Origin of the sequence: Pseudomonas sp. Irchel s3f19, from assembly GCF_900187555.1 — a bacterium.
Taxonomy (GTDB): Bacteria; Pseudomonadota; Gammaproteobacteria; order Pseudomonadales; family Pseudomonadaceae; genus Aquipseudomonas; species Aquipseudomonas capeferrum.
The window spans coordinates 57,090-77,222 of record NZ_FYDW01000007.1 but is presented as its reverse complement, the minus strand read 5'-3'; the positions used below and the strand labels follow the sequence as shown (position 1 = coordinate 77,222).

General features: G+C 62.7%; 24 protein-coding genes. 6 read left to right on the top strand and 18 right to left on the bottom strand.

The annotated features are described in order from the left end of the window. Nucleotides 1-14 precede the first annotated feature (14 nt). Together CKW22_RS17630 and CKW22_RS17625 are read right to left on the bottom strand one after the other, a co-directional pair. The gene (locus tag CKW22_RS17630; protein WP_033700117.1) at nucleotides 15-263 is read right to left on the bottom strand and encodes a hypothetical protein; all 249 of its coding nucleotides are present in this window, start codon (nucleotides 261-263) and stop codon (nucleotides 15-17) included. Between the two features lie 78 nt (nucleotides 264-341). Further along, nucleotides 342-806: a hemerythrin domain-containing protein gene (locus CKW22_RS17625; protein ID WP_033698471.1), complete on the bottom strand. Its 465-nt coding sequence runs from the start codon at nucleotides 804-806 to the stop codon at nucleotides 342-344. Between the two features lie 416 nt (nucleotides 807-1,222). Between CKW22_RS17625 and CKW22_RS27600 the strand changes: the two genes are divergently transcribed. Then, complete coding sequence (locus CKW22_RS27600; protein ID WP_177447953.1) at nucleotides 1,223-1,363, top strand: hypothetical protein; 141 nt, start codon at nucleotides 1,223-1,225, stop codon at nucleotides 1,361-1,363. Between the two features lie 40 nt (nucleotides 1,364-1,403). Here CKW22_RS27600 and CKW22_RS17620 read toward each other — a convergent pair whose 3' ends face one another. Both CKW22_RS17620 and CKW22_RS17615 read right to left on the bottom strand, forming a co-directional pair. After that, nucleotides 1,404-1,907, bottom strand: a complete 504-nt coding sequence (locus CKW22_RS17620; protein ID WP_095064529.1) for a CinA family protein — start codon at nucleotides 1,905-1,907, stop codon at nucleotides 1,404-1,406. A gap of 132 nt (nucleotides 1,908-2,039) precedes the next feature. Then, nucleotides 2,040-2,579 (bottom strand): type 1 glutamine amidotransferase domain-containing protein, encoded by a 540-nt coding sequence (locus CKW22_RS17615; protein ID WP_033698468.1) that lies wholly within the window; start codon nucleotides 2,577-2,579, stop codon nucleotides 2,040-2,042. Between the two features lie 187 nt (nucleotides 2,580-2,766). On the opposite strand from CKW22_RS17615, the gene CKW22_RS17610 reads away from it, so the two are divergent. The 3 genes from CKW22_RS17610 to CKW22_RS17600 all read left to right on the top strand — a co-directional run bounded on the left by CKW22_RS17610 (nucleotide 2,767) and on the right by CKW22_RS17600 (nucleotide 4,655). Further along, nucleotides 2,767-3,300 (top strand): DUF3455 domain-containing protein, encoded by a 534-nt coding sequence (locus CKW22_RS17610; RefSeq protein WP_095064528.1) that lies wholly within the window; start codon nucleotides 2,767-2,769, stop codon nucleotides 3,298-3,300. Nucleotides 3,301-3,402: 102 nt separating this feature from the next. Then, nucleotides 3,403-3,948, top strand: coding sequence for a sigma-70 family RNA polymerase sigma factor (locus CKW22_RS17605; RefSeq protein WP_033698465.1), 546 nt, complete (start codon nucleotides 3,403-3,405; stop codon nucleotides 3,946-3,948). Further along, complete coding sequence (locus CKW22_RS17600; RefSeq protein WP_047583155.1) at nucleotides 3,945-4,655, top strand: anti-sigma factor domain-containing protein; 711 nt, start codon at nucleotides 3,945-3,947, stop codon at nucleotides 4,653-4,655. Before CKW22_RS17605 ends, CKW22_RS17600 begins: the two co-directional genes overlap by 4 nt. A 47-nt stretch (nucleotides 4,656-4,702) precedes the next feature. Here CKW22_RS17600 and CKW22_RS17595 read toward each other — a convergent pair whose 3' ends face one another. From CKW22_RS17595 to CKW22_RS17570, 6 genes are all read right to left on the bottom strand, one after another. Continuing rightward, entirely contained in the window at nucleotides 4,703-5,437 is a 735-nt protein-coding gene (locus tag CKW22_RS17595; RefSeq protein ID WP_033698463.1) for a proteasome-type protease, read from the bottom strand. A 77-nt stretch (nucleotides 5,438-5,514) separates the two neighbouring features. Then, entirely contained in the window at nucleotides 5,515-6,294 is a 780-nt protein-coding gene (locus CKW22_RS17590; protein WP_033698462.1) for a transglutaminase family protein, read from the bottom strand. Continuing rightward, entirely contained in the window at nucleotides 6,291-7,241 is a 951-nt protein-coding gene (locus tag CKW22_RS17585) for an alpha-E domain-containing protein (RefSeq protein ID WP_033698461.1), read from the bottom strand. The genes CKW22_RS17590 and CKW22_RS17585 overlap by 4 nt, the downstream gene beginning before the upstream one ends. A gap of 3 nt (nucleotides 7,242-7,244) precedes the next feature. After that, nucleotides 7,245-8,654 carry a circularly permuted type 2 ATP-grasp protein gene (locus CKW22_RS17580; RefSeq protein ID WP_033698460.1) on the bottom strand — a complete coding sequence of 470 codons (1,410 nt, stop codon included), beginning with the start codon at nucleotides 8,652-8,654 and terminating at the stop codon, nucleotides 7,245-7,247. 364 nt (nucleotides 8,655-9,018) lie between these two features. Further along, nucleotides 9,019-10,065 carry a diguanylate cyclase gene (locus tag CKW22_RS17575; RefSeq protein WP_033698459.1) on the bottom strand — a complete coding sequence of 349 codons (1,047 nt, stop codon included), beginning with the start codon at nucleotides 10,063-10,065 and terminating at the stop codon, nucleotides 9,019-9,021. A gap of 312 nt (nucleotides 10,066-10,377) precedes the next feature. Further along, complete coding sequence (locus CKW22_RS17570; RefSeq protein WP_095064527.1) at nucleotides 10,378-10,869, bottom strand: DUF1543 domain-containing protein; 492 nt, start codon at nucleotides 10,867-10,869, stop codon at nucleotides 10,378-10,380. A gap of 247 nt (nucleotides 10,870-11,116) precedes the next feature. Between CKW22_RS17570 and CKW22_RS17560 the strand changes: the two genes are divergently transcribed. After that, a complete protein-coding gene (locus tag CKW22_RS17560) occupies nucleotides 11,117-11,653 on the top strand; it encodes a DUF3833 domain-containing protein (RefSeq protein ID WP_095064526.1) in 537 nt (178 codons plus the stop codon). 21 nt (nucleotides 11,654-11,674) lie between these two features. On the opposite strand, the gene CKW22_RS17555 is transcribed toward CKW22_RS17560, so the two are convergent. The 7 genes from CKW22_RS17555 to CKW22_RS17525 form a co-directional block, all read right to left on the bottom strand. Beyond that, nucleotides 11,675-12,169, bottom strand: coding sequence for a DUF2878 domain-containing protein (locus CKW22_RS17555; protein ID WP_033700116.1), 495 nt, complete (start codon nucleotides 12,167-12,169; stop codon nucleotides 11,675-11,677). Further along, the gene (locus tag CKW22_RS17550; RefSeq protein WP_095064525.1) at nucleotides 12,169-13,431 is read right to left on the bottom strand and encodes a cyclopropane-fatty-acyl-phospholipid synthase family protein; all 1,263 of its coding nucleotides are present in this window, start codon (nucleotides 13,429-13,431) and stop codon (nucleotides 12,169-12,171) included. The genes CKW22_RS17555 and CKW22_RS17550 overlap by 1 nt, the downstream gene beginning before the upstream one ends. Next, entirely contained in the window at nucleotides 13,406-14,215 is an 810-nt protein-coding gene (locus CKW22_RS17545) for a DUF1365 domain-containing protein (RefSeq protein WP_047583153.1), read from the bottom strand. The genes CKW22_RS17550 and CKW22_RS17545 overlap by 26 nt, the downstream gene beginning before the upstream one ends. Further along, nucleotides 14,212-15,459 (bottom strand): NAD(P)/FAD-dependent oxidoreductase, encoded by a 1,248-nt coding sequence (locus CKW22_RS17540; protein WP_033698452.1) that lies wholly within the window; start codon nucleotides 15,457-15,459, stop codon nucleotides 14,212-14,214. The genes CKW22_RS17545 and CKW22_RS17540 overlap by 4 nt, the downstream gene beginning before the upstream one ends. Nucleotides 15,460-15,465: 6 nt before the next feature. Next, nucleotides 15,466-16,218 (bottom strand): SDR family oxidoreductase, encoded by a 753-nt coding sequence (locus tag CKW22_RS17535; protein WP_095064524.1) that lies wholly within the window; start codon nucleotides 16,216-16,218, stop codon nucleotides 15,466-15,468. Continuing rightward, on the bottom strand, nucleotides 16,215-16,637 hold the full coding sequence (locus tag CKW22_RS17530; RefSeq protein WP_033698449.1) for a nuclear transport factor 2 family protein: 423 nt from the start codon (nucleotides 16,635-16,637) through the stop codon (nucleotides 16,215-16,217). The genes CKW22_RS17535 and CKW22_RS17530 overlap by 4 nt, the downstream gene beginning before the upstream one ends. A gap of 105 nt (nucleotides 16,638-16,742) precedes the next feature. Continuing rightward, nucleotides 16,743-17,189: a PAS domain-containing protein gene (locus CKW22_RS17525; protein WP_095064523.1), complete on the bottom strand. Its 447-nt coding sequence runs from the start codon at nucleotides 17,187-17,189 to the stop codon at nucleotides 16,743-16,745. 154 nt (nucleotides 17,190-17,343) lie between these two features. Between CKW22_RS17525 and CKW22_RS17520 the strand changes: the two genes are divergently transcribed. Then, a complete protein-coding gene (locus CKW22_RS17520; protein WP_095064522.1) occupies nucleotides 17,344-18,231 on the top strand; it encodes a MerR family transcriptional regulator in 888 nt (295 codons plus the stop codon). A gap of 198 nt (nucleotides 18,232-18,429) precedes the next feature. Here the strand turns inward: CKW22_RS17520 and CKW22_RS17515 are convergent, their stop codons facing one another. Continuing rightward, on the bottom strand, nucleotides 18,430-20,001 hold the full coding sequence (locus tag CKW22_RS17515; RefSeq protein WP_095064521.1) for a diguanylate cyclase: 1,572 nt from the start codon (nucleotides 19,999-20,001) through the stop codon (nucleotides 18,430-18,432). Between the last annotated feature and the right edge of the window lie 132 nt (nucleotides 20,002-20,133).

The window sequence follows — 20,133 nt, the reverse complement described above, 5'->3', positions numbered from 1 at the left end:
AGCCAAGGTGAACGTCACGACTGGAGCTCGGCAGCCGTGTTCTTCTTCCAGCCCCTGAGGTTCATGAGGCATAGCACTACCTGCAGCACAATCAACGCCCAGGCCTGAGCGTGCCAGCCCCAGACTGACCATAGTAGGTTGCTGGCAATGAAACAGCAGAAGCCAATCTTGCGACGCCCGGCGCGGCGCGAGCCTATGCACCAGGCGGCCAGTACCGTGACCGCCATGGCAGGCCATTCCAGCAATTCGATCCAGTTCGCCATCAACGCCAATCCCAACGCATTTTCTTACTGGGCGCCTGCCAGGGCGAGCCGAGAGGGCCCCGGCACGGCGCACTCGATTCAAGCGGCGCGCTGCTCGCTCTTGAGCAGTTTCTTCTGCGCTTCCATGGCCAGCCCCAGCTCTTCAAGCTGGCCCTTGCCCAGCAGCTTCTTGGCCGTCGGGAACAGCTCGCCTTCCTCTTCCTCGATGTGATGCTCCAGCAGCTCTTTCATCACCTTGACCCGCCCGGCGAATTCGAGGGTGCCGGTTTCGGTATGAAGCAGATCAGGCAACACCAATGAATCGACGGTGCGGTGCTCTTCCTTCGCTTCGTAATACATCTTGGCTTCTTCCTTGCCACCGGCCTGCTTGATCGCAGGGTAGAGGATGTCTTCCTCCAGGGCGGTGTGGACTTGCAGTTCCTGTTCAATCCGATGCAGCAGTTCAGCGCGTTTCTTTACGGCACGTTCAGTGGTCGAAGACAGTTCTTCCAGCAGCTTTTTCACCACGTTGTGGTCTTGAACCAGCAGATCGATAGCATTCATGTCGTCACCTCAGTGCGGGCGGGTTAGTACAGGCTTACTAGGCATTGAGTCGACCTTGTGCAGCAGGGTTCAACAAGGATGATGGTTGGCGTGCTTGTCTTGGGCTTGGAGGTGTCGCGAAGATCAAGCGCCGCCCGCGCGGCGCTCGATCTGACAGGCGCTAAAAATGCACTGGCGGGCACCTTGTAGCCCAAATGCAATCCCCCCCCAAAAAAAACAGGGAATTTCGAATTGGCATGGAAATCTCTTGGTAACTATGAGAAATAGTTCATCTCAATAACCCTGTTTCAACCTCCTACCAAAAATAAGCAGAAGGGGGCTTCATGAGTTGTCTGATTTGCGCGGGAAGTGCCGAATCCGTCGAGTGTTCGACGGGGTGGGAAGAGCGTCACTGTTCGCAATGCGGGTGCTACCGAATGTCCCAAGCGCTGATTCTGGTGATGATGGAAGAGGGGCAGATCTTCGATACTGCACGGATGCGTGAGTGGCTGACGACGCGGCGCAGTGTGGTGCCCGTCCCGTCTATCGAGCTTCATCACGCCATCCTGGTTCAGTAAACCTAGGACGAGACTGTGGCCCTCATGAAGTGTCCGTTATTCAGGCGCGGTCCCCGCGCAGCCAGCGCTCGTAGTAGTGACCCAGTCGGGTCAGCCCATACAGGGCGCCCTCGTGCATGACCTGCGCACGTTCCCCAAAGAATCGCTGGGTACGGGTAAACACTGCGATGGGTTCGCCGGCAAAAGCCCAGGCAAAGCACAGTGTGCCGGGTAAAACCCCCGATGCCTGGCCAGGCCCGGCTACGCCGGTGGTTGCGATGACGACATTGGCATCGCTGTCCTTCAACGCACCTAATGCCATTTCCCAGGCCACGGCCTCGCTGGTCAGGCCATAGCGCTCGATGGTTTGCGGGTTCACGCCCAACAGACGCTTCTTGGCCGTGGGTGAGTACACCACGTAGCCGCTTTCAAGCACTTCCCCTGCACCCGGGTAGGCGGCCAGCAATGCAATCATGCAGCCTGCCGTGCAGGATTCTGCGGTGGTGAGTACCAACTGGTGGTCTTTGAGGTAGCCGAGCACTGCCAGCACGGGATCGCACGCCATTTTGGTTTCGACTCATGAATGCTTTTGCGGTGGACGTGGTACACAGGCAAATGGTTCAGCGCGTTATTGCCCGTTTCGTCTGAGCTGAGGCGCAGGCCCCTTGAGCGATGCAAGGGGCTGCAAGGGGCAGGTTCAACCTGCCAGGGCGCTGATCAACTGCTGGTTGAACGCGGGAATATCATCTGGCTGGCGGCTGCTGATCAGGTTGCCATCAACCACCACCTGTTCATCCACCCAGGTGCCGCCGGCGTTGCGGATATCATCCTGCAGTGTCTTGTAACTGGTCATCCGCTTGCCTTTGACCAGGCCACTGGACACCAGTAGCCATGCACCATGGCAGATCACCGCTAGTGGTTTACCGGCCGAATCGTGGGCTTTTACCAGTTCCTGCGCGCCGGCTATCAGGCGAATGGTGTCGGAGTTCTGTACGCCGCCAGGCAGTACAAGGGCATCGTAGAGGTCGAGCTGGGCATCGTCGAAGGTTGCATCCACGGTAAATTCGTCGGCAGGCTTGTCATGATTCCAGCCGCGAACGGTGCCTGGCGTGTCACTCAGGATATCGACCACTGCGCCGTTATCTTTCAAGGCATCACGAGGACCGGTCAGTTCCACCTGTTCGAAACCATCGGTGACTAGAAAGGCCACGCGCTTGCCACTGAGTTGCGCACTCATCGGGTATCTCCTTTTATCAATACACCTGAGAAAGAAGGCCTGCGACAAGCCAGCAAAGTTCCGACGCTGTGCGTCAGCGTCCTCACATTTTTTTGTGCAGGGGTGCATCCAAACAGGACGGTGGCGGGTAATCAGGACAGGGCAGCCTTGCTGCAGCCCCGACCACCCCCTATCAGGAGTTTGCACGATGACCTTCACATCCGTTCCCTGCTCGCTCGTCGCTGGCCTGGCCCTGGTTCTGGCCTCACACACAGCCCACGCTCAACAAGGCCTGCCTGATGCCGTGAAGGTGCCCGAAGGCCACAAGGTGGTCCTGGAAACCGTGGGCGTGGGCGAAATCACCTACGAATGCCGCGACAAGGCCAGCATGCCGGGGCAGACCGAGTGGGTTTTCGTAGGCCCGAAAGCGGTGCTCAATGACCGTTCGGGCAAGGCAGTGGGCGACTACTTCGGCCCGCCTGCCACCTGGCAAGCCAAAGACGGTTCGAAAATCACCGGGACCCAGCTCGCTGTGGCGCCCGTGGACAAGACCGCGCTGCCGTATCAACTGGTGAAGGCCAACCCCGCCGAAGGCCCAGGTGCCATGCACGGCGTCAGCTACATCCAGCGCGTTGCGACCCATGGTGGCGTTGCGCCGCAAAGTGGCTGCACGGCGCAGAACAAAGGCGAGCGACAAATCGTCAAGTACCAGGCTGACTACGTGTTCTGGGCCGCCAAATGATCGATGTTGTGGCAGCCGGCGGGTGATTGATCATCTACCCTTACCGCCAGACCTGGCCTCAAGGCTGGGGCTGCACTCGGTAATGCTAGGAGTGATCGAACGTTGAACCTGCCTGTTACCCCCTTCGATTTTCAGGCATGCCTGGCGGCGTGCGCTCAAGGCGATCGGCGCGCCTTGCAGGCGCTCTACACCCATGAAGGCGCACGCTTGCTGGGCGTTACGCGGCGCATCGCCAGGGATGACGCAACCGCCGAGGATATCGTCCACGATGCCTTCATCCGCATCTGGACCCGCGCCGCGAGTTTCGACCCGGCGCGCGGTTCGGCACGGGGTTGGATCTACAGCATCACCCGGCACCTGGCGTTGAATCACATACGTGACGTGCGCTGTGAAGTCGCTTTTGACGAAAGCGATATCGACGCCATCGGCGCCGTGTTCCCGGGTGCCGATGATGAGGCATGGTCGGGTTCGAGCAGGATCTACCGCTGCCTGGAGCAACTGCAGCCTTCACCTCAACGGTGCATCCTGCATGCTTATGTGGACGGGTGCAGCCACATCGAGATCGCTAGCCTGCTCGACGCGCCACTAGGCACCGTCAAAGCCTGGATCAAGCGAAGCCTCAAGGCTCTCAGAGAGTGCATGGGATGAAAGCGGATGCTGCCGATCAAGACCAGGACGCGCTGGAGGCGCTGGCAGGGGAGTACGTACTCGGCACACTGCCTGCCGACCAGCGCGCGGCGCTGGCCGCGCGCATGGCGCATGACCCGCGCCTGCAGCGGGCTGTGGATGCGTGGGAAGAACGCCTGCTGGCCCTGACCCGTGTTGCCCAACCCTCAACACCCAGCCCCCGCTTATGGGGGCGTATAGAGCGCAGCCTGGACGAGCGCGCGGGGTGGTTTGCCAAACCGTCCGTGGCGTGGTGGCAGCGTCTTCGCCTGTGGCAGGGGGTGAGTGCCGTGGGCATCGCAGCGAGCCTGGTGCTGACGTTTCTGTTGCTGGTCAGCCAGGCACCGTCGCCGCGCTACCTGGTGGTGCTGGTTGCACCGACGGACCAGGCGCCGGGATGGGTGGTGCAGGCAAGCGATGGGCGGGCCTTGGAGCTCATCCCCCTGGGCCAGGACGCTGTACCTGACGGCATGGCACTGCAGTTCTGGACCAAGGGCTCGCAATGGCCCGCACCCGTTTCGCTGGGGCTGATCAAGCCAGGCGAGCAATACCGCGTCCCCGCCAGCAGCATGCCGCCTTTAGAACCCGACCAACTGTTCGAGCTGACGCTTGAAAAAGCCGGTGGCTCGCCCACCGGGCGGCCGACCGGGCCGGTGAAATTCATAGGCCGTGCGGTGAAGGTTATTTGAGCATGGAGGCTGCTCGGTCGCCAGCCGACGGCATGTTTCGACCTCGCTCATTGGGCCATGAAATCCCGTGGGGGTGGCGTGAGTTCGGCCAGCAGGTTTTTCAAGCCATCACCCCATTGCTTGCGGATCTGGCTGTAGTAAGGGTCGTCATGATGAATGCGAACCGGCTCCCTGGCTGTGCAGCTGTCTTTGCCATACACCAGCAGATCCAGGGGCATGCCCACGGACAGGTTGCTGCGGATGGTGGAGTCGAATGAGATCAGGCCGCAGCGCACCGCCTCGTCCAAGGGCGTGTGGTAGGTGAGGTTACGGTCCAGGATCGGCCTGCCGTACTTGCTCTCGCCCAATTGCAGGAAGGGGGTGTCTTGGGTGGCCTGGAAGAAGTTGCCCTGGGCATAGACGTTGTAGATGCCCATGGGGCTGCCAGCGATCTGCCCGCCCACCATGAACGAGGCGCTCAGATCGATCTGGGCTGTCAGCTTGCTGCGGTCACGGGCGACCACTTCGCGCAGGGTTTCGGCCACCAGTACCGTTGCATCGTAGAGCGTGGCGACGTTCAGCAGGTGGGTGCCGGAGCCCCGGCTGCGTTGTTCGAGCAGGTTGACCACCGATTGCGAGGTGGCGAGGTTGCCGGCGGTTTGCAGGACGATCAGCCGCTCGCCGGGCACGCTGAAAACGAACAACTTGCGAAACGTGGATATCTGGTCGATGCCGGCATTGGTGCGTGAGTCGCAGATGAATACCAGCCCGTCCGCCACGTGCATAGCGACACAGTAGGTCATGCTGTTTACCTTGTGCTTTGAATGGAGGGCCCCGCCGCACACGGCATGCCGGGGCCTGCTGGTGTTGCGCCAGGGGGCTACTGGCGATGCACCTGAACGCTTGCCTGCATGGATTCGACGCCGCCACCCCGGCGCACTCCGCGGACTGGGCAGGCATCGAGGTAATCCAGCCCGACGGCCAGTTTAAGGTGACGCTCGGGCCGGGTGAGGCGGTTGGTGACGTCGAAGCTGTACCAGGCTTCATCGATCCAGGCTTCAGCCCAGGCGTGGCTGGCCAGGTGGGTTTCGTCTTCGGTGCACAAGTAGCCGGACACGTAGCGTGCGGGGATACCCAGGCTGCGGGCGCAGGCCAGGAACGCGTGGGTATGGTCCTGGCACACCCCGGCACCGCCGGCAAACGACTCGATGGCGGTGGTGCCCACCGAGGTCGCGCCTGGGCTGTAGGGCATATGGTCGGCCAGGCCTTGCATCAGCGCAGTCAACGCTGCCCGGTCGCGGCGCTCGCCACACTGCTGAGTGGCGAAGGCCTTGAGCGCGTCACTGGCCTGGGTGAGGTGGCTGCTGCGCAGGAACGGCAGGGGCGACTGGCTGCCGGCCTCGTGCTCGCAATCCGGGTCGATTTCCACCTGGCCGCTGGCCGTCAGGGCCAGGTGGCCATGGGGCTTTTCCAAGGTCAGCACGTGCAGGATGTTGCCATAGGGGTCGATCTGGCTGTTCACCTTGCAGGGCAAGTCCAATTGCCAGTCGAGGATACGTTGGCGCTCGCTGCTGCGCGGTGTCAGGCGCAGGAACTGGATGCTGTTGCAGACGTCACTGGCGTAGCTGTAGGTGGTGTCGTGGCGGATGGACAGTTTCATATGACCTCCAGATAGGCGTTATGGACGGTCTGGCCCAGTTGGTGGATGCGGCCGATGAAGTCGGTCAGCCACAGGTGCAGCCCGGCTTCGAGAATCTCGTCGATGGCGGTGTAGCGCAGTCGTGCGTTGAGTTCGGCGGCCAGCCTTTGTGCGGCGCGGCCGGTATTGCCAGGCAGGCCGGCAAGAATCTGGTCGAGCTCATCAATGCAGGCATGCAGCGAACGCGGCACGTCAACGCGCAGCAGCAAAAGCTCCGACACCGGTCGCGCGCTGGGCGCGTTGCGGTAGATTTCATTGAAGGCTTCGTAGGCGGTCAGGGCGCGCAACAAGGCGCTCCACTGGTAATAACCGCGTGCAGAGTCGTCGCTGACCTCCTCGGAGGTTTCCCCGAACATTTCATAACGGGCATCGAGCAGGCGCAGGGTGTTGTCTGCCCGCTCGAGGAAGGTGCCCAGGCGAATGAAACTGTAGGCATCGTTGCGCATGATGGTGCCGGAGGTCGCGCCACGGAACAGGTGCGAGCGTTCCTTGACCCAGTCGCAGAACTGGCTGATGCCGTAGCGCCCAAGGCCGTTGCTGGCGATGTTGCGCATTTCGATCCAGGTGGCGTTGATGTTTTCCCACATGTCGGCGGTGATCCGCCCACGTACAGCATGGGCGTTGGTACGGGCAGCTTGCAGGCAGCAATAGATGCTGCTGGGGTTGCTCGCGTCCAGCGCAAAGAAGTGCAGCATGCGCTCGGGGTCCAGCTCGGTGTGCTTGCGGATGTAATCGTCCAGCGTACCGGACGCCAGCAGCGACATGGCCAGCTCGGCGTGGCCATCCGAACGCCCGGCTTGCGGCATCAGCGACAGCGAGTAGCTGACCTCGAGCATGCGTGCGAGGTTTTCGGCGCGTTCCAGGTAGCGGGACATCCAGTACAGATCGGAAGCTGTTCTCGAAAGCATGGGTCAGTCCTCCACCACCCAGGTGTCCTTGGTACCGCCGCCTTGCGACGAGTTGACCACCAGCGAGCCTTCTTGCAGCGCAACGCGGGTCAGGCCACCGGGCACCAGGCGGGTTTCACTGCCTGACAGCACAAACGGACGCAGGTCGATGTGGCGCGGCGCAATGCCGCTTTCGACGAAGGTCGGGCAGGTGGACAGGCACAGCGTGGGCTGCGCGATGTAGGCGTGCGGGCGCGCCTTGATGCGGGCGCGAAAGTCTTCGATCTGCGCCGCTGTGGCGGCAGGGCCGACCAACATGCCATAGCCGCCGGAGCCTTGGGTTTCCTTGACCACCAGCTCGGGGAGGTGGGCCAGGACGTGGGAAAGGTCCTGTGGCTTGCGGCATTGCCACGTGGGCACGTTCTTCAGGATCGGCTCCTCGCTCAGGTAAAAGCGGATCATGTCGTCGACATAGGGGTAGATCGACTTGTCGTCGGCAACGCCGGTGCCCACCGCGTTGGCCAGCACCACGTTGCCAGCCCGGTACACCGAGATCAGCCCCGGTACGCCCAGCATCGAGTCAGGGTTGAACGACAGTGGGTCGAGGTATTCGTCGTCCAGGCGGCGGTAAATCACATCCACCTGCTGTGGGCCGGCGGTGGTACGCATATAGAGATGGTCGTTGCGCACGAACAAGTCGGCGCCTTCGACCAGCTCGATGCCCATCTCCCGGGCCAGGAATGCATGCTCGAAGTAGGCGCTGTTGAAGCGCCCCGGAGTGAGCACCACGGCGGTCGGGTTGTCCAGCGGGCTGGCACTCTTGAGTGTGTCCAGCAGCAGGTTGGGGTAGTGGTCGATGGGGGCGATGCGCTGGGCGGCGAACAGCTCGGGGAACAGGCGCATCATCATCTTGCGGTCTTCGAGCATGTAGCTGACGCCGCTGGGCGTGCGCAGGTTGTCTTCCAGTACGTAATACGTACCGTCACTGTCACGCACCAGGTCGACGCCGGCGATATGGGCGTACAGCCCACGGTGCAGATTCAGGCCCTGCATGGCGACCTGGTAGCCCTCGTTGGCCAGCACCTGCTCGGGCGGAATGATGCCGGCCTTGAGAATGCGCTGTTCGTGGTAGATGTCCTGCAGGAACAGGTTCAGCGCCTGGACGCGCTGGATACACCCGCGTTCGACGATGCGCCATTCGCTGGCGCGGATGCTGCGCGGGATGATATCGAAGGGGATCAACCGCTCGGTGTCTTGCTGGTCACCGTACAGGGTGAAGGTGATGCCGGCCCGATGAAACAGCAGGTCGGCTTCGTGCCGCCGCTGCTCCAACAATGCCAGCGGCGTGTTCGCTAGCCAGCGGGCGAACTCCTGATAGTGCGGGCGGCAACTTCCGTTTGCCTCATACATTTCATTGAAAAAAGCCCGGGACATACCCCCTCCTTGCCACGACTCGTCGGCAGTGTTGTTGCACATTCATCCATTCACAACGCGGTGCGGTACTGCATTTACTTGTGGATGCGGTTTTTATGGATCGCCTCGGGTTAAGGGGTGAACTCGCTTTGCAATGACAATGCCGGAACGGGCAGGGCGGATGAATCGGGAGGGAAAATGGCGCTAAAAAAGCAGATGTGCGCGGTTTAGTAGCAGAAACGCGACGGTATCAGACGAATTGGCGGGGATTTATGGCACCTGGATGTAGGGGCGAATGCCGAGCGCGCGGCTGCCCTGCATCAATTGAGTGCAAGGTTTGGCGTGATGGCAGGGTTGAACCAAATCTGGGCAGGCTTGCCTCTTGTCAGACGGCGGCGTGCATCTGGTCGACGACCATCACTCGGTTACGGCCGGATGCCTTGGCGTGGTACATGGCTTTGTCTGCGCTACTGAGCAACGCACCGAGTTCACTCGTGGGGGCTGTTGCGAACGCCAGGCCTATGCTTGCGGTCACCGGGTGTTCAACGTTGACGTTCAGTTTGGCTATCAGGGCCCGCAGGCGCTCGGCGATCTCGGTGGCGGTGTGCAGAGGCGTATCGGGCAGCAGGATGGCGAACTCCTCGCCGCCCAGCCTGCCGGCTATGTCGTCATCCCGCAGGCTGGCGCTGATCACGGCACCGATCCGCTGTAGCACCTGGTCGCCCGCCGCGTGGCCGGCCGTATCGTTGATCTGCTTGAAATGATCGACGTCCAGCATCAGCACGGCCACGAAGGTACAACCCTCCCTGCAGCGGGCGTGCTGCACCGATGCAGAGTCGAAAAAGGCACGTCGGTTGTTCAGCCCGGTCAGTTCGTCCGTGCACGAAGCCACCATGGCAAGCCGGTGAGCGTGTTCCATTTCGTGTTTCAGGCGCCACGCGGTCAACAGGGCTGAGGACAGGCTTTGCGTCGCGTTGACGACGAACGATGCGAACACCAGTACCGCCAGTGCGATCCCCTGCTGCAGCGCGGAAGGCTGCACCACCAGCCAACCGGTGCAGGGCAGCAGCACCAGGGCGATCGATACCACGGTCATGTTGCGGTATGACGAGTAACACGACACGGCGCTGACCGACATGCCCACGGCAAACAGCATGATCAATGTCTGCCCCAGCAGGTCGTCGGCCGGCATCACAGCCAATGCACCCAAGCCCCAGGTTGCCGCCGACAATACCAGCGTGGCCCAGTAGCGCCACTCCCAGCGTTCAGCCGTGCGCTGGCTGGCGGGAGCGCGCAGGTAGGTGATGAACATGGCGGTACGCAGGGCCGTCGAAAGGCTGAGTACGGCCATCCAGGCGACCACCTTTTGCTGGTCGAAACGCTCCCAGCCCAGCCAGCACAACATGATGGCTGCCAAGTAGCTGCCCAGCACAGCGGGCGCTGACTGGACGAACAGCTGTTTCAGGCGGTCCGTCCTTACCGAGTGCGCTATCTCATCGCGAGGATCAAGGCCTGTCATGGCTGCCGCCGCCACGCTTGAACGGTAGCGCGTTGCGGCACTTCGCAGGCACCTGCAACGGTTGTCAGCAGTTCACGTTGCTGCATGAGGTTTCCCTTGATCGAAGTCGGTGCTGGCGACGCGCAGTCGAGTTTCGCCGAACATAGCCTGTTTCATGACAATCCGAAAGCCAGGCACTTGGGTGTCGTACGGGCTGATCCCCGCCGGTGAGAGGGTGATTGAATCTCAGAGCAGGATGTAGTCGCTGTATTGACGCAGCCCGCCATGGGCACCTTCGATCAAGTGCACATAGCGCCCGCCCACCAGGTCGACGGGCAGGCAGTCGTCTACTTCCAGTACTGCATCGGTATGCGGTTTGAGCCAGGCCGACTGCAAGCGTTGCTTGCCCAGTTGCTTGGCTTGGGCCTTGTCCCTGGCCACCACCAGCAGGTAGCGGTGCGCCTCGCCAAACACGTTGGGCTCGTAGCCGCCCAGGTTGATGAAGAACAGCCGTGGGTCATCCGCGCCTGGCGCCAGCGGGCTGAACGCGACACGGTAGCGATCGATGCCGTCGACTTCCAGCCACGAGTCGATGTGCAGGCCCGCACGGCTGCCGAACCAGTCCTGGCACAGTTGCGGGTACGCCTGCTCCAGTGAATCGGCCTGTGCGAACAGCACGTCGTGTACCTCGATACTGGCCCGTGGGTGGCGGCCACCGAGCATGACTACGTACAGCATGAGCAATTCCTTCAGGGGGCAGTAGACGGCGTATTTTGCGGGATTAGCAGGGCGTGTGTGGAGTGCGTAGAAATCTGTACAAATTCATCTAATATCTATGCAATAAGTTAGTATTGTATAGTATTTTTCGAGGTGTCGAGGCCTGCAGGGCGTTCTTCGCCCTCTGGCTCGATCCGCAGTCCAGGGACCCGCAACTGCCTCAGCGCCTCCTCGGGCTGGCCGCGGGCAACGACCGAGGTAGCTGAACATGTACAAAGCGCTGTTGCTGGTTGCCTGTCTGCTTCTGGGAAGCTGTGGCAATGTCGGTGTCGAGCACTATGCCCAGGCGCAACCGAAGCTGGACCTGGCGGCGTTCTTCTCGCGCCCGGTGCAGGCCTGGGGGATGTTCCAGAAGCGTTCCGGCGAAGTGGTGAAGCGCTTCCACGTGCGCATCGACAGCCGCCGCGAAGGTGAGCGGCTGATCCTCGACGAGCATTTTCTCTACAGCGATGGCACGCGCCAGCAGCGTACCTGGACACTGGTGCCGGACGGCCCTGGCCGCTGGCGGGGGACAGCGGGGGACGTGATCGGTGAGGCGCGCGGCGAAGTGGCGGGGAATGCGCTGCGTTGGCGTTACCAGCTTGACCTGCCGGTCGACGGGCGGCACTGGCAGGTGGACATGGACGACTGGATGTACCTCATGGATGAAGACACGCTGATCAACCGCACGAGCATGAGCAAACTGGGCGTGGAAGTTGGCCAGATCACCCTGTTCTTCCGCCGCTTGCCAGCGGGCACGCCCTGAAGCTGATCGCGCTTGCCCCGCTCAACGTGAGGGCGACGCCGCGAGACGCGAAAGCAGTGGCAGGGCCAACGCCCACACCGGCATCAATAACAGGCCGGTTTCCATCGTGCCCAAAGGCAAGGCGACATCCGCCAGCCTGGCGCCGCCGACATACGCCAACGGGCCGCCGAATGCGCCCAGCAACGCGCCGAGCCAGTAGCGCTTGCCGGCCCATGCCAGGCTGTGGCGCATGCCGCTGGCCAGCACCCACCACAGCAGTGCCAGCCACAGCGGCAGCGGCCAGGCGTCGAAACCGAACACGCCCAGTACCCCCAACACGCTATCGAGCAGGCAGCCGGCCAACGCAACGCGCCACAGTGCCTTGCCCTCGGCGTTGAAGTTCGGGCACAGGCGCAGGTGCACTGCCAGGCCCAGAGGTACCAGCAGCAGCAACCAAGGGCGTTGCGCGCCCAGCACGCAGGCCCACCAGCCGGCCTGTAACCAGAGCGCATTGGCGACCAGCCAGCAGCTGCGCATCACGCACTGCCAGGCCAGGGGGCGCGCCGTGCCTGGGGGGCCGCCCACAGCAGGTGCGCGACACCGATGGCGCGCTCCTCGAAGCCGCCTTGGCAATAACACAGGTAGAACTCCCACAGGCGCTGGAACATGTCGTCGTAGCCCAGGTCCATCAGCGCTGTGCGCGCCTGGCGCAGGTTTTCGCGCCAATGCTGCAAGGTGCGGGCATAGTCCAGGCCAAAATCCTCCAGGTGCACGAGGTTGAGTGCAGTCTGCCGGCTGGCGGTGTCCAGCATCACGCTCAGCGAGGGCAGGGCGCCACCGGGGAAGATGTAGCGCTGGATGAAGTCTACCGAGCGCCGTGCCTGGGCATAGCGCTGGTCGCGGATGGTGATCGCTTGCAACAGCATCAGGCCTTCGGGCTTGAGCAGCGAGGCGCACTGACGGAAGTACACCGGCAGGTAACGGTGCCCGACAGCCTCGATCATCTCGATCGATACCAATTTGTCGAAGCTGCCTTGAAGGTCGCGGTAGTCTTCGCGCAGCACCGTCACGCGCTGCGCCAGCCCCAGGGCCTGAACGCGCTGCAAGGTATGGGCGTACTGGGCTTCGGAGAGTGTCGTGGTGGTGACCCGGCAGCCGTACCGGGTGGCGGCGTGGATTGCCAGGCTGCCCCAGCCGCAACCAATCTCCAGCAGGTGATCGTCAGCGCGTAGTTCGAGCTTCTGGCAGATGCGCTCCAGCTTGTGCAACTGGGCGTGCTCCAGGGTTTGCCCGGGGTACTCGAACTGGGCGGCAGAATACATCATGGTCGGGTCCAGTAGCCGCTCGAACAGGGCATTGCCCAGGTCGTAGTGCGCCAGAATGTTGCGCCGGGCGCCGCGCCTGCTGTTGCGGTTGAGCCGGTGCAGCAGGCGCAGGGCAGGGCGGCCGAAGCGGGCCAGGCCACCTTCGAGCGCATCGAGCACTTCCAGGTTGGCGACGAACAGTCGCGTCACCAGTGCCAGGTCGGGGCTTCGCCAGTAGCCATGGATGTAGGCTTCGCCCGCGCCGATCGAGCCATTACCGGCGATCAGGCTCCAAGTGGCGTCATCGAGGATCTCCACCTCGGCCTGGAGCAGGCTTTCGGCATCACCGAAGCTCCACTGCTGCCCGTGGCTGAGCAGACGCAGGTGGCCGTGGCGCAGTTTGCCCATCTGGGCCAGCACGGCGCTTCGTGCAAGCCCGCCGAGTAAGGGCGCAAGGCCGGCGAACTTGCTAACGCTCAGGGTGGGATTCGACATGTTCAGGGTCCTCGCAAGGTTGGCCGAGCGCCAGGTCACCCTGGCGGGTGGTGTGGTCATGGACGGGGGTGCGTTTGAACAACAGGCGCAGCGCTTGCCAGTAGATGGCCAGAACGGTGTGCAGGCTCATCCAGGGAAAGGTCAGCACGTAGCGGCGCAGCGCGGGTGCATCCAGTGGCTGGCGCTGCAAGGTGAGGTCAGCCTCGAACACCTTGCGGCCGCCTTGCCAGTTCTGCATGTGAATGCGTACATGCGCCGCGTCCAGGCTGAAGCGCAGGTGATAGTCCATGTCCAGGGGCATGAACGGCGACACATGGAAGGCCTTGGCTACGGTGAAGCGCTTGGCAAGGTTGCCCTGCACTGGCAGCACGTAGTGAAAGCGTTCACGCCACGGCGTGTTGCGCACCTCCAGCAGAATCGCCGCCAGGCGCCCGTCGCGGTCATGGCAGAAGTAGAAGCTCACCGGGTTGAACGACAGCCCCCAGCAACGCAGTTGCGTGAGCAGGCGCACCGGGCCTTCGGGCATATGCCCTGTCGCCTGGTGGACCAGCAAGCGTGCGGCCTGGGCCAGCGGTTCGCCCTGGCGGGTCAGCGCGGGCAGGTAGTCGGTCTCGCGCCAACACAGCGGTGCCAGGCGCCAGCGCCCCAGCCAGAGAGACAGTTTCAGCAGCCAGGTTTGCTCGTCCAGGTCCAGGTAGAACATGCCGATCCGGTAACGGAACGCGTGGCGCCGCGGCGTCAGGCGCCGGTGGCTGACCCAGCCCAGGCAAAGGCTGCTGTTCACAGCTGCTCTCCAAAGTGCGCGGCCACTTTCAGCGCGCTGACTACCCCGTCTTCGTGAAAACCATTACCCCAGTAGGCGCCACAGAAGTAACTGTGTTGCTGGCCCTGCAACTGCGCCTGGCACGCCTGCGCGGCGGAGGCCGCAAGGCTGTACTGCGGGTGGGCGTACTGGAAGCGGGCGATGATCTGTGCCGGGTCTACCTGCGCGGTCTGGTTGAGGCTCACGCAGAAGGTGGTCGGCGCCTTGATGCCTTGCAGCAGGTTCATGTTGTAGGTCAGCGCCGCGGGGGCCTGCTCTGGGCCGCCCAGGCGGTAGTTCCAGCTGGCCCAGGCGCGCCTGCGGCGTGGCAGCAGACGGGTATCGGTGTGCAGCACCACGTCGTTGCTGGCGTAGCCGATGGCGCCGAGCACGGCGCGCTCCTGCGGGCTTGGGGTGTCAAGCAGCGCCAGGGCCTGGTCGCTGTGGCAGGCGAACACCACATTGTCGAAGCGTTCGCTGCCGGCAGCGCTGACCAGGGTGACGCCACCTTCGTCGCGGCTGACCCGGTAAACCTTGCAGTTGAGGCGGATGCGTTCGGCAAACGGTCGGCACAGCGGCGCAACATAGCCGCGCGAACCCCCTTTGATCACCCGCCACTGCGGCCGTTGGGTGACCGACAGCAAGCCGTGGTTGCGACAAAAGCGCACGAAGAACTCAAGGGGGAAGCCGAGCATGTCTGCGCGGGACATCGACCAGATGGCCGACCCCATTGGCACGATGTAGTGGTCGATGAACCGCCGCCCATAGCGGTGCGCCTGAAGGTAGGCGCCCAGGGTGGTGTTGGCGTCGATGCGCTGGGCGTCGAGGTCGGCGACTGCCTGGCGGTTGAAACGCAGAATATCCCGTAGCATCCCCCAGAACCCAGGGGACACCAGGTTGCGTCGTTGGGCGAACAGTGTGTTCAGGTCATGACCGTTGTATTCCAGGCCGGTGATCGGGTCATGCACCGAGAAACTCATCTCGGTCGGCTGCGAGGCGACCTTGAGCTGGTCGAGCAACCGGATGAAGTGCGGGTAGGTCCAGTCGTTGAAGACGATGAAACCGGTGTCTATTGCATGGCGCTCACCTTGCCAGATCACATCGAAGGTATGCGTGTGCCCCCCGACCCATTGCTCGGCCTCGAAAACCGTCACTTCGTGCTTGCGTGACAGCAGATGGGCGCAGGTCAGCCCCGCGATGCCACTGCCGATGATTGCTATACGCATGGATCATCATTCCTGTTCATGACGGGCAAGGCGTTGGCCCAGTGCCAGGCGCAGGCGCGCGGGCAGTGCCCCGAGCAGGCGCAACGCCCAGGTAAAAAAGCCGGGGAAATTGATTTCCAGCGGGCGGCGCTGCAGACGCCTGGCGATATGCTGGGCTGCGCGGTGCGCGGGCCACAGCTGCGGCATGGGGAAATCGTTGCGCCGGGTCAATGGCGTGTCGACGAAGCCGGGGCTGACCAGGGTGACCGCGATGCCCTCGTGTGCCAGGTCGATGCGCAGTGACTCCACCAGGTAACGCACCGCAGCCTTGGACGCGCCGTAGGCGCCAGCGCGAGGCAAGGCCAGCCAGCTCACCGAACTGCCCATCACCACCAGGTGGGGACGTTGGCCGGCGCGAAGCAAGGGCAGTGCCGCCGCCAGGCAGTAGCTGGCACCCAGCACGTTGGTGCGCAGCACACGTTCGACCACGGCCGGATCAAAATGGCCCGGCTCCAGGTATTCGCAGGTGCCTGCATTGAGAATGGCCATGTCCAGCCCGCCCCAGGCCTGCTCGATGCGGGCAGCGATAACGGCCACCTGCTGCGGGTCGTCAATATCGCCAATGGCCAGCAATACCTGCCCGGGGAACCGTTCAGCCAAGGGGGCAAGGCGCTCCGCGTGGCGCCCCCCCAGGGCAACCTGGTGGCCTTGCTCCAGCAGTGTCTGCGCGAGTGCGGCACCGATACCGCTGCTTGCGCCGGTCAGCCAGCAGCGGCTCATGCCAGCCTGCCTTTGAGCCAGCGGATAGCACTGCCCATGACCGGAAGGTGTTCATACAGCAGGGCGCCGGCGTCGAAATAGTCCTGGTGAAAATGCACGCGGTCGCGCCAATGCAAGCAGCTGCAGCCTTGCAAGGTGATCTGCTGGCCGCGGGCCAGGCGTGGGTGGCAAAACTGCAGGGTCCAGCGCAGGTAACCCTGCCCGGGCCTCACCTCGTCGGCGCTGGTGAAGGCGTAGCGGATATCGTGGGCGTTGGCGTACAGCTGCTCGAAGTAGGCCCGCAGGGCCGGCAGCCCCTGTATCTGATGCAGGGGATCGCGAAAGGTGACCTCTTCGCTGTACAGTTTTGCCAGCGTGTCGAGGTTGCCCCCATCGAGGCTGGCGAAGCGCTCGGCGAATTGCTTTAGGTACGCTGACATGCTGGGCTCCAGTCAATCCTGTACAACGATGCTTTGTTGTACAGGTATAGCTGAAGCCTAAGTCTTAATCTATACAAATTAACGATCGTGTATAGGTTTTTTGGGTCAGCCCTTGGCCTGGCCCAGTTGCCGGCGCAATTCAGCCACTTCCGCCTCCAGCTCGCGAACCTTCTCCTCGGCGAATACCTGCGCTGTGACATCGCGCTGGATGCCGATGTAGTACGTCAGTTTGTCCGCTTCGTTGTGCACGGGCGTGATGGACAACTCGTTCCAGAACAGGCTGCCGTCCTTGCGGTAGTTGCGCAGTATCTGGCAGCAGGGGCGGCCTTCGCGGATTGCCTCGCGGATGGTGGCGATGGCCACCTGGTCATGATCCTCGCCCTGAAGAAAGCGGCAGTCCTGGTAGAGGATGTCGTCGGCGCTGTAGCCGGTCAGGCGCTCGAAGGCCGGGTTGACGTAGATAAGGATGCTGTCATTGCCCTCCTGCTCGGCGACGACGACGCCATCGTTGGAATGCTCGACCATCAGTTGCAGGAGTTTTGCGTTGATCATAGGGCCCACCCACAGAAATCTCGTATGCGATATGCGCAGCGTAGCCTCTGTGCAGAAGGCTTCGGCGCCGTGTGCTGTATGATGAACCAAGGTTGCTCGCCGCAGAAGGTGCAGATGGGTTTAGAATAGGGCACCCCCCGGAAGCCCACTCGCCATGACAGACGCCACCCCACCCGATTTGCTACCCATGCGCGACGTGGTCAGCCTGACTGGCATCAATCCGGTGACCTTGCGTGCCTGGGAGCGGCGCCACGGGCTGATCCGCCCGCAGCGCACCGAGGGCGGCCATCGCCTGTACACGGCCCGGGATGTGCAGCGTATACGTGACATCTTGCGCTGGACCTCCAACGGCCTGCCCATCAGCAAGGTCGGTGACATGCTCGTAGGCCAGCCTGAGGCGTCTGTGCAGCCGCATTCGGCCTTTGACGATTGGCGCGCCGCCGTAGTGCGCGCAACCCAGGCATTCGATGCGCAGGCGCTGGAAGGGATCCATGGCCAGTTGTTCACACTCATGCCCAAGGCCACCGTACTGCGTGAAGTGCTGATGCCGGTGTGGCATGAGCTGGCTTCAGGCAGTGCGTTCGGCCAGCGTAGCCAATGGCTGTTTCTCGATACGTTCCTGCGCGCCCGCTTGCTGCTGCGCCTGCAGATGAACCAGCCCGATGCGCCGCGCGTACTGCTGGCGGGCACCGAAGGGCAAGCCGAACTGCAAGTGTTGTGTGCCGGGCTGCTGTTGAGCGGCGAGCAACAACGCATCGAGGTGCTCGGCTGCGGGCAACCGCTGGAAGAGCTGCCTCTGTTGTGTGCGGCGATGCAGCCGGCGGCACTGGTGATTGCGCTGCAGGCACCGGTTGGCCCCGTGTTGGCCAGGCGCCTGCGCGCGTTGCAGATGGAGATTGCCTGCCCGCTGGCGCTGATAGGCGCAGGCCTAGCGGGCTCTCAGGCGGCGTTGCAAGGCATTGCGTTGTGCCTGCTGGACGAGCAAGGCGCCGACGTCGCGGGCAAACTCAACGCCTTGCTCAGCGGCGCCCTGGATTTCTGACCCTCTAGCGGCAGGGGCTCTGTACAAAAAGTTTTGTGAGAGCAACTGCCTTGCTCAAAACTCTAAAACAGGCATGACCCCCGTGGGAGCGGGCTTGTCCCGCGAACACGGGCGAAGCCCGTGCCATCGTTCGCGGTGCCTGCTTCGCGGGGCAAGCCCGCTCCTACAACGATGGATGACCATACTTTCGTACAAAACCTAGGAAGGCACGCGATCTTCAGCTACCACACGGTTACGCCCATTTTCCTTGGCCAGGTACAGGCGCTCGTCGGCACGCTTGAGGATGGCTTCGGCGGTGGGGGTCTCTGTACTGCGGTAAGCCACACCGATAGATAGCGTCAGTGTGCCGACCTGCTTCATGGGCGTGGCGCTCAGCGTCGAGCGAATACGCTCGGCGACCTCTTTCGCAGTACTCGGCCCGGTGTTCGGCAGCAGCAGGCAGAACTCTTCGCCGCCGGCCCTGCAGGGCAGGTCCCCTGCACGGGTACAGTCACGGATCACCTGCGCCACCTGCTGCAGGGCCAGGTCGCCGACATCATGGCCGAAGGTGTCGTTTACCCGCTTGAAGTGGTCGATATCCAACGCCAGTACCGCATAAGCCTGCTGCGATGCATCCAGGGCCTCAAGTGCTGCCTTCATCGCGCGCCGGTTGCCCAGGCCGGTCAAGAGGTCGGTTTCGGCGGCGGCGTTCAAGGTGCCGATCTTCTGTTGCAGGTGTTGCGCCTGCATCACCAGTGCCTGGCGGATCGCCGCAGCCTCTGCGTACCAGGCATTGATCGCGGACAGTTCTGCCGTTGCATTGGGCGCCGAAAGGTCGATGGCATGGCCGGCCAGCGCACGTAACGGGCGGGTGATCAGCATTACGCCGAGCAGTATCAGAGCAAAACCGACCACCCCGGCCGGGATGATCTTGATCAGCATGTCGCGCATCAGCTTGGCCAATGGCGCCAGTGCCTGTGCCCGCGGTTGTTGCACCACCACAGCCCAGTTGGAGCCTTGTACATGGGCAAACCCGGCGAGCATCGGTACCCCTCGGTAGTTGACGGTCTCCAGGGTGCCGTTTTCACCGTGCAGGGCGATGTCCACCGTCTCGCTCCAGCCGAGCACTTCACCGATGCGCTGTTGGTCGGGGTGGTAAAGCAAGCGGCGGTTGCCGTCGGCGACGAAGGCGAAGGTGCCATCGAGGTGATGTTCGCCAATCAGCGAATGCATCACGCCACGCTGCTGCAGGTACACCGAACCGCCCACCAGCCCGAGAAACTGGCCGGCCGGGTTGAAGATCGGCTGCGACACGAAGACGATGAGCTTGCCGTTGGCCGCGGTGAATGCCTGGCTGACCAAGGGCTGCCGTTGTTTGAGTGCTGCGTGCAACTCAGTAGACGCCACCGTCGAACCGATCTGCACCCCGGGCGGGTATGCCTGCAGGATCTTGCCTGCAGGGTCGGTGATCAGCACGCTGTTCAGTTCCGAGTCCTGGGCCTGCAAGCGAAGTGCTTCCTCCTCTAGCAAGGCTGGGTTGGCAATGTCGCGGCCCAGGCGCTGGCTGCTGTATTTCAGGCGTTCATTGACCGAGTACAGGAACCCATCGATGCTGGAGGCCACCTTGAAGGCATAGGCACGGTTGGCTTCTAGCGCCGAGTGGACCAAAGCATCGCGTTGCACGCCGTAGGCCGTGATCAGGCCATTGCACAGGGTGCCCAGCACGGCAAGTAGAACAAAGCTCAAAATCAGGCCACGCAGGCCGATATGTGATGACAGAATGTTGCCCATGAGTACGTCGTAAGCCTCAACTGCTGGAAATGCTGGCAGAAGCTTAGACAGGAATCGGGTTGTGCACCGAAACCAAGCCAGGCACCCCTTCCCCATGCGCCTCACAGGCCTATCCGAACATCTCCTTGCAAT

What these genes read in the sequence shown, in the direction of transcription:
- CKW22_RS17630 (WP_033700117.1), bottom strand. Translation starts at nt 263, where the DNA reads ATGGCGAACTGGATCGAATTGCTGGAATGGCCTGCCATGGCGGTCACG.
- CKW22_RS17625 (WP_033698471.1), bottom strand. Translation starts at nt 806, where the DNA reads ATGAATGCTATCGATCTGCTGGTTCAAGACCACAACGTGGTGAAAAAG.
- CKW22_RS27600 (WP_177447953.1), top strand. Translation starts at nt 1,223, where the DNA reads ATGTCCCAAGCGCTGATTCTGGTGATGATGGAAGAGGGGCAGATCTTC.
- CKW22_RS17620 (WP_095064529.1), bottom strand. Translation starts at nt 1,907, where the DNA reads ATGGCGTGCGATCCCGTGCTGGCAGTGCTCGGCTACCTCAAAGACCAC.
- CKW22_RS17615 (WP_033698468.1), bottom strand. Translation starts at nt 2,579, where the DNA reads ATGAGTGCGCAACTCAGTGGCAAGCGCGTGGCCTTTCTAGTCACCGAT.
- CKW22_RS17610 (WP_095064528.1), top strand. Translation starts at nt 2,767, where the DNA reads ATGACCTTCACATCCGTTCCCTGCTCGCTCGTCGCTGGCCTGGCCCTG.
- CKW22_RS17600 (WP_047583155.1), top strand. Translation starts at nt 3,945, where the DNA reads ATGAAAGCGGATGCTGCCGATCAAGACCAGGACGCGCTGGAGGCGCTG.
- CKW22_RS17595 (WP_033698463.1), bottom strand. Translation starts at nt 5,437, where the DNA reads ATGACCTACTGTGTCGCTATGCACGTGGCGGACGGGCTGGTATTCATC.
- CKW22_RS17590 (WP_033698462.1), bottom strand. Translation starts at nt 6,294, where the DNA reads ATGAAACTGTCCATCCGCCACGACACCACCTACAGCTACGCCAGTGAC.
- CKW22_RS17585 (WP_033698461.1), bottom strand. Translation starts at nt 7,241, where the DNA reads ATGCTTTCGAGAACAGCTTCCGATCTGTACTGGATGTCCCGCTACCTG.
- CKW22_RS17580 (WP_033698460.1), bottom strand. Translation starts at nt 8,654, where the DNA reads ATGTCCCGGGCTTTTTTCAATGAAATGTATGAGGCAAACGGAAGTTGC.
- CKW22_RS17570 (WP_095064527.1), bottom strand. Translation starts at nt 10,869, where the DNA reads ATGCTGTACGTAGTCATGCTCGGTGGCCGCCACCCACGGGCCAGTATC.
- CKW22_RS17560 (WP_095064526.1), top strand. Translation starts at nt 11,117, where the DNA reads ATGTACAAAGCGCTGTTGCTGGTTGCCTGTCTGCTTCTGGGAAGCTGT.
- CKW22_RS17555 (WP_033700116.1), bottom strand. Translation starts at nt 12,169, where the DNA reads ATGCGCAGCTGCTGGCTGGTCGCCAATGCGCTCTGGTTACAGGCCGGC.
- CKW22_RS17550 (WP_095064525.1), bottom strand. Translation starts at nt 13,431, where the DNA reads ATGTCGAATCCCACCCTGAGCGTTAGCAAGTTCGCCGGCCTTGCGCCC.
- CKW22_RS17540 (WP_033698452.1), bottom strand. Translation starts at nt 15,459, where the DNA reads ATGCGTATAGCAATCATCGGCAGTGGCATCGCGGGGCTGACCTGCGCC.
- CKW22_RS17535 (WP_095064524.1), bottom strand. Translation starts at nt 16,218, where the DNA reads ATGAGCCGCTGCTGGCTGACCGGCGCAAGCAGCGGTATCGGTGCCGCA.
- CKW22_RS17530 (WP_033698449.1), bottom strand. Translation starts at nt 16,637, where the DNA reads ATGTCAGCGTACCTAAAGCAATTCGCCGAGCGCTTCGCCAGCCTCGAT.
- CKW22_RS17525 (WP_095064523.1), bottom strand. Translation starts at nt 17,189, where the DNA reads ATGATCAACGCAAAACTCCTGCAACTGATGGTCGAGCATTCCAACGAT.
- CKW22_RS17520 (WP_095064522.1), top strand. Translation starts at nt 17,344, where the DNA reads ATGACAGACGCCACCCCACCCGATTTGCTACCCATGCGCGACGTGGTC.
- CKW22_RS17515 (WP_095064521.1), bottom strand. Translation starts at nt 20,001, where the DNA reads ATGGGCAACATTCTGTCATCACATATCGGCCTGCGTGGCCTGATTTTG.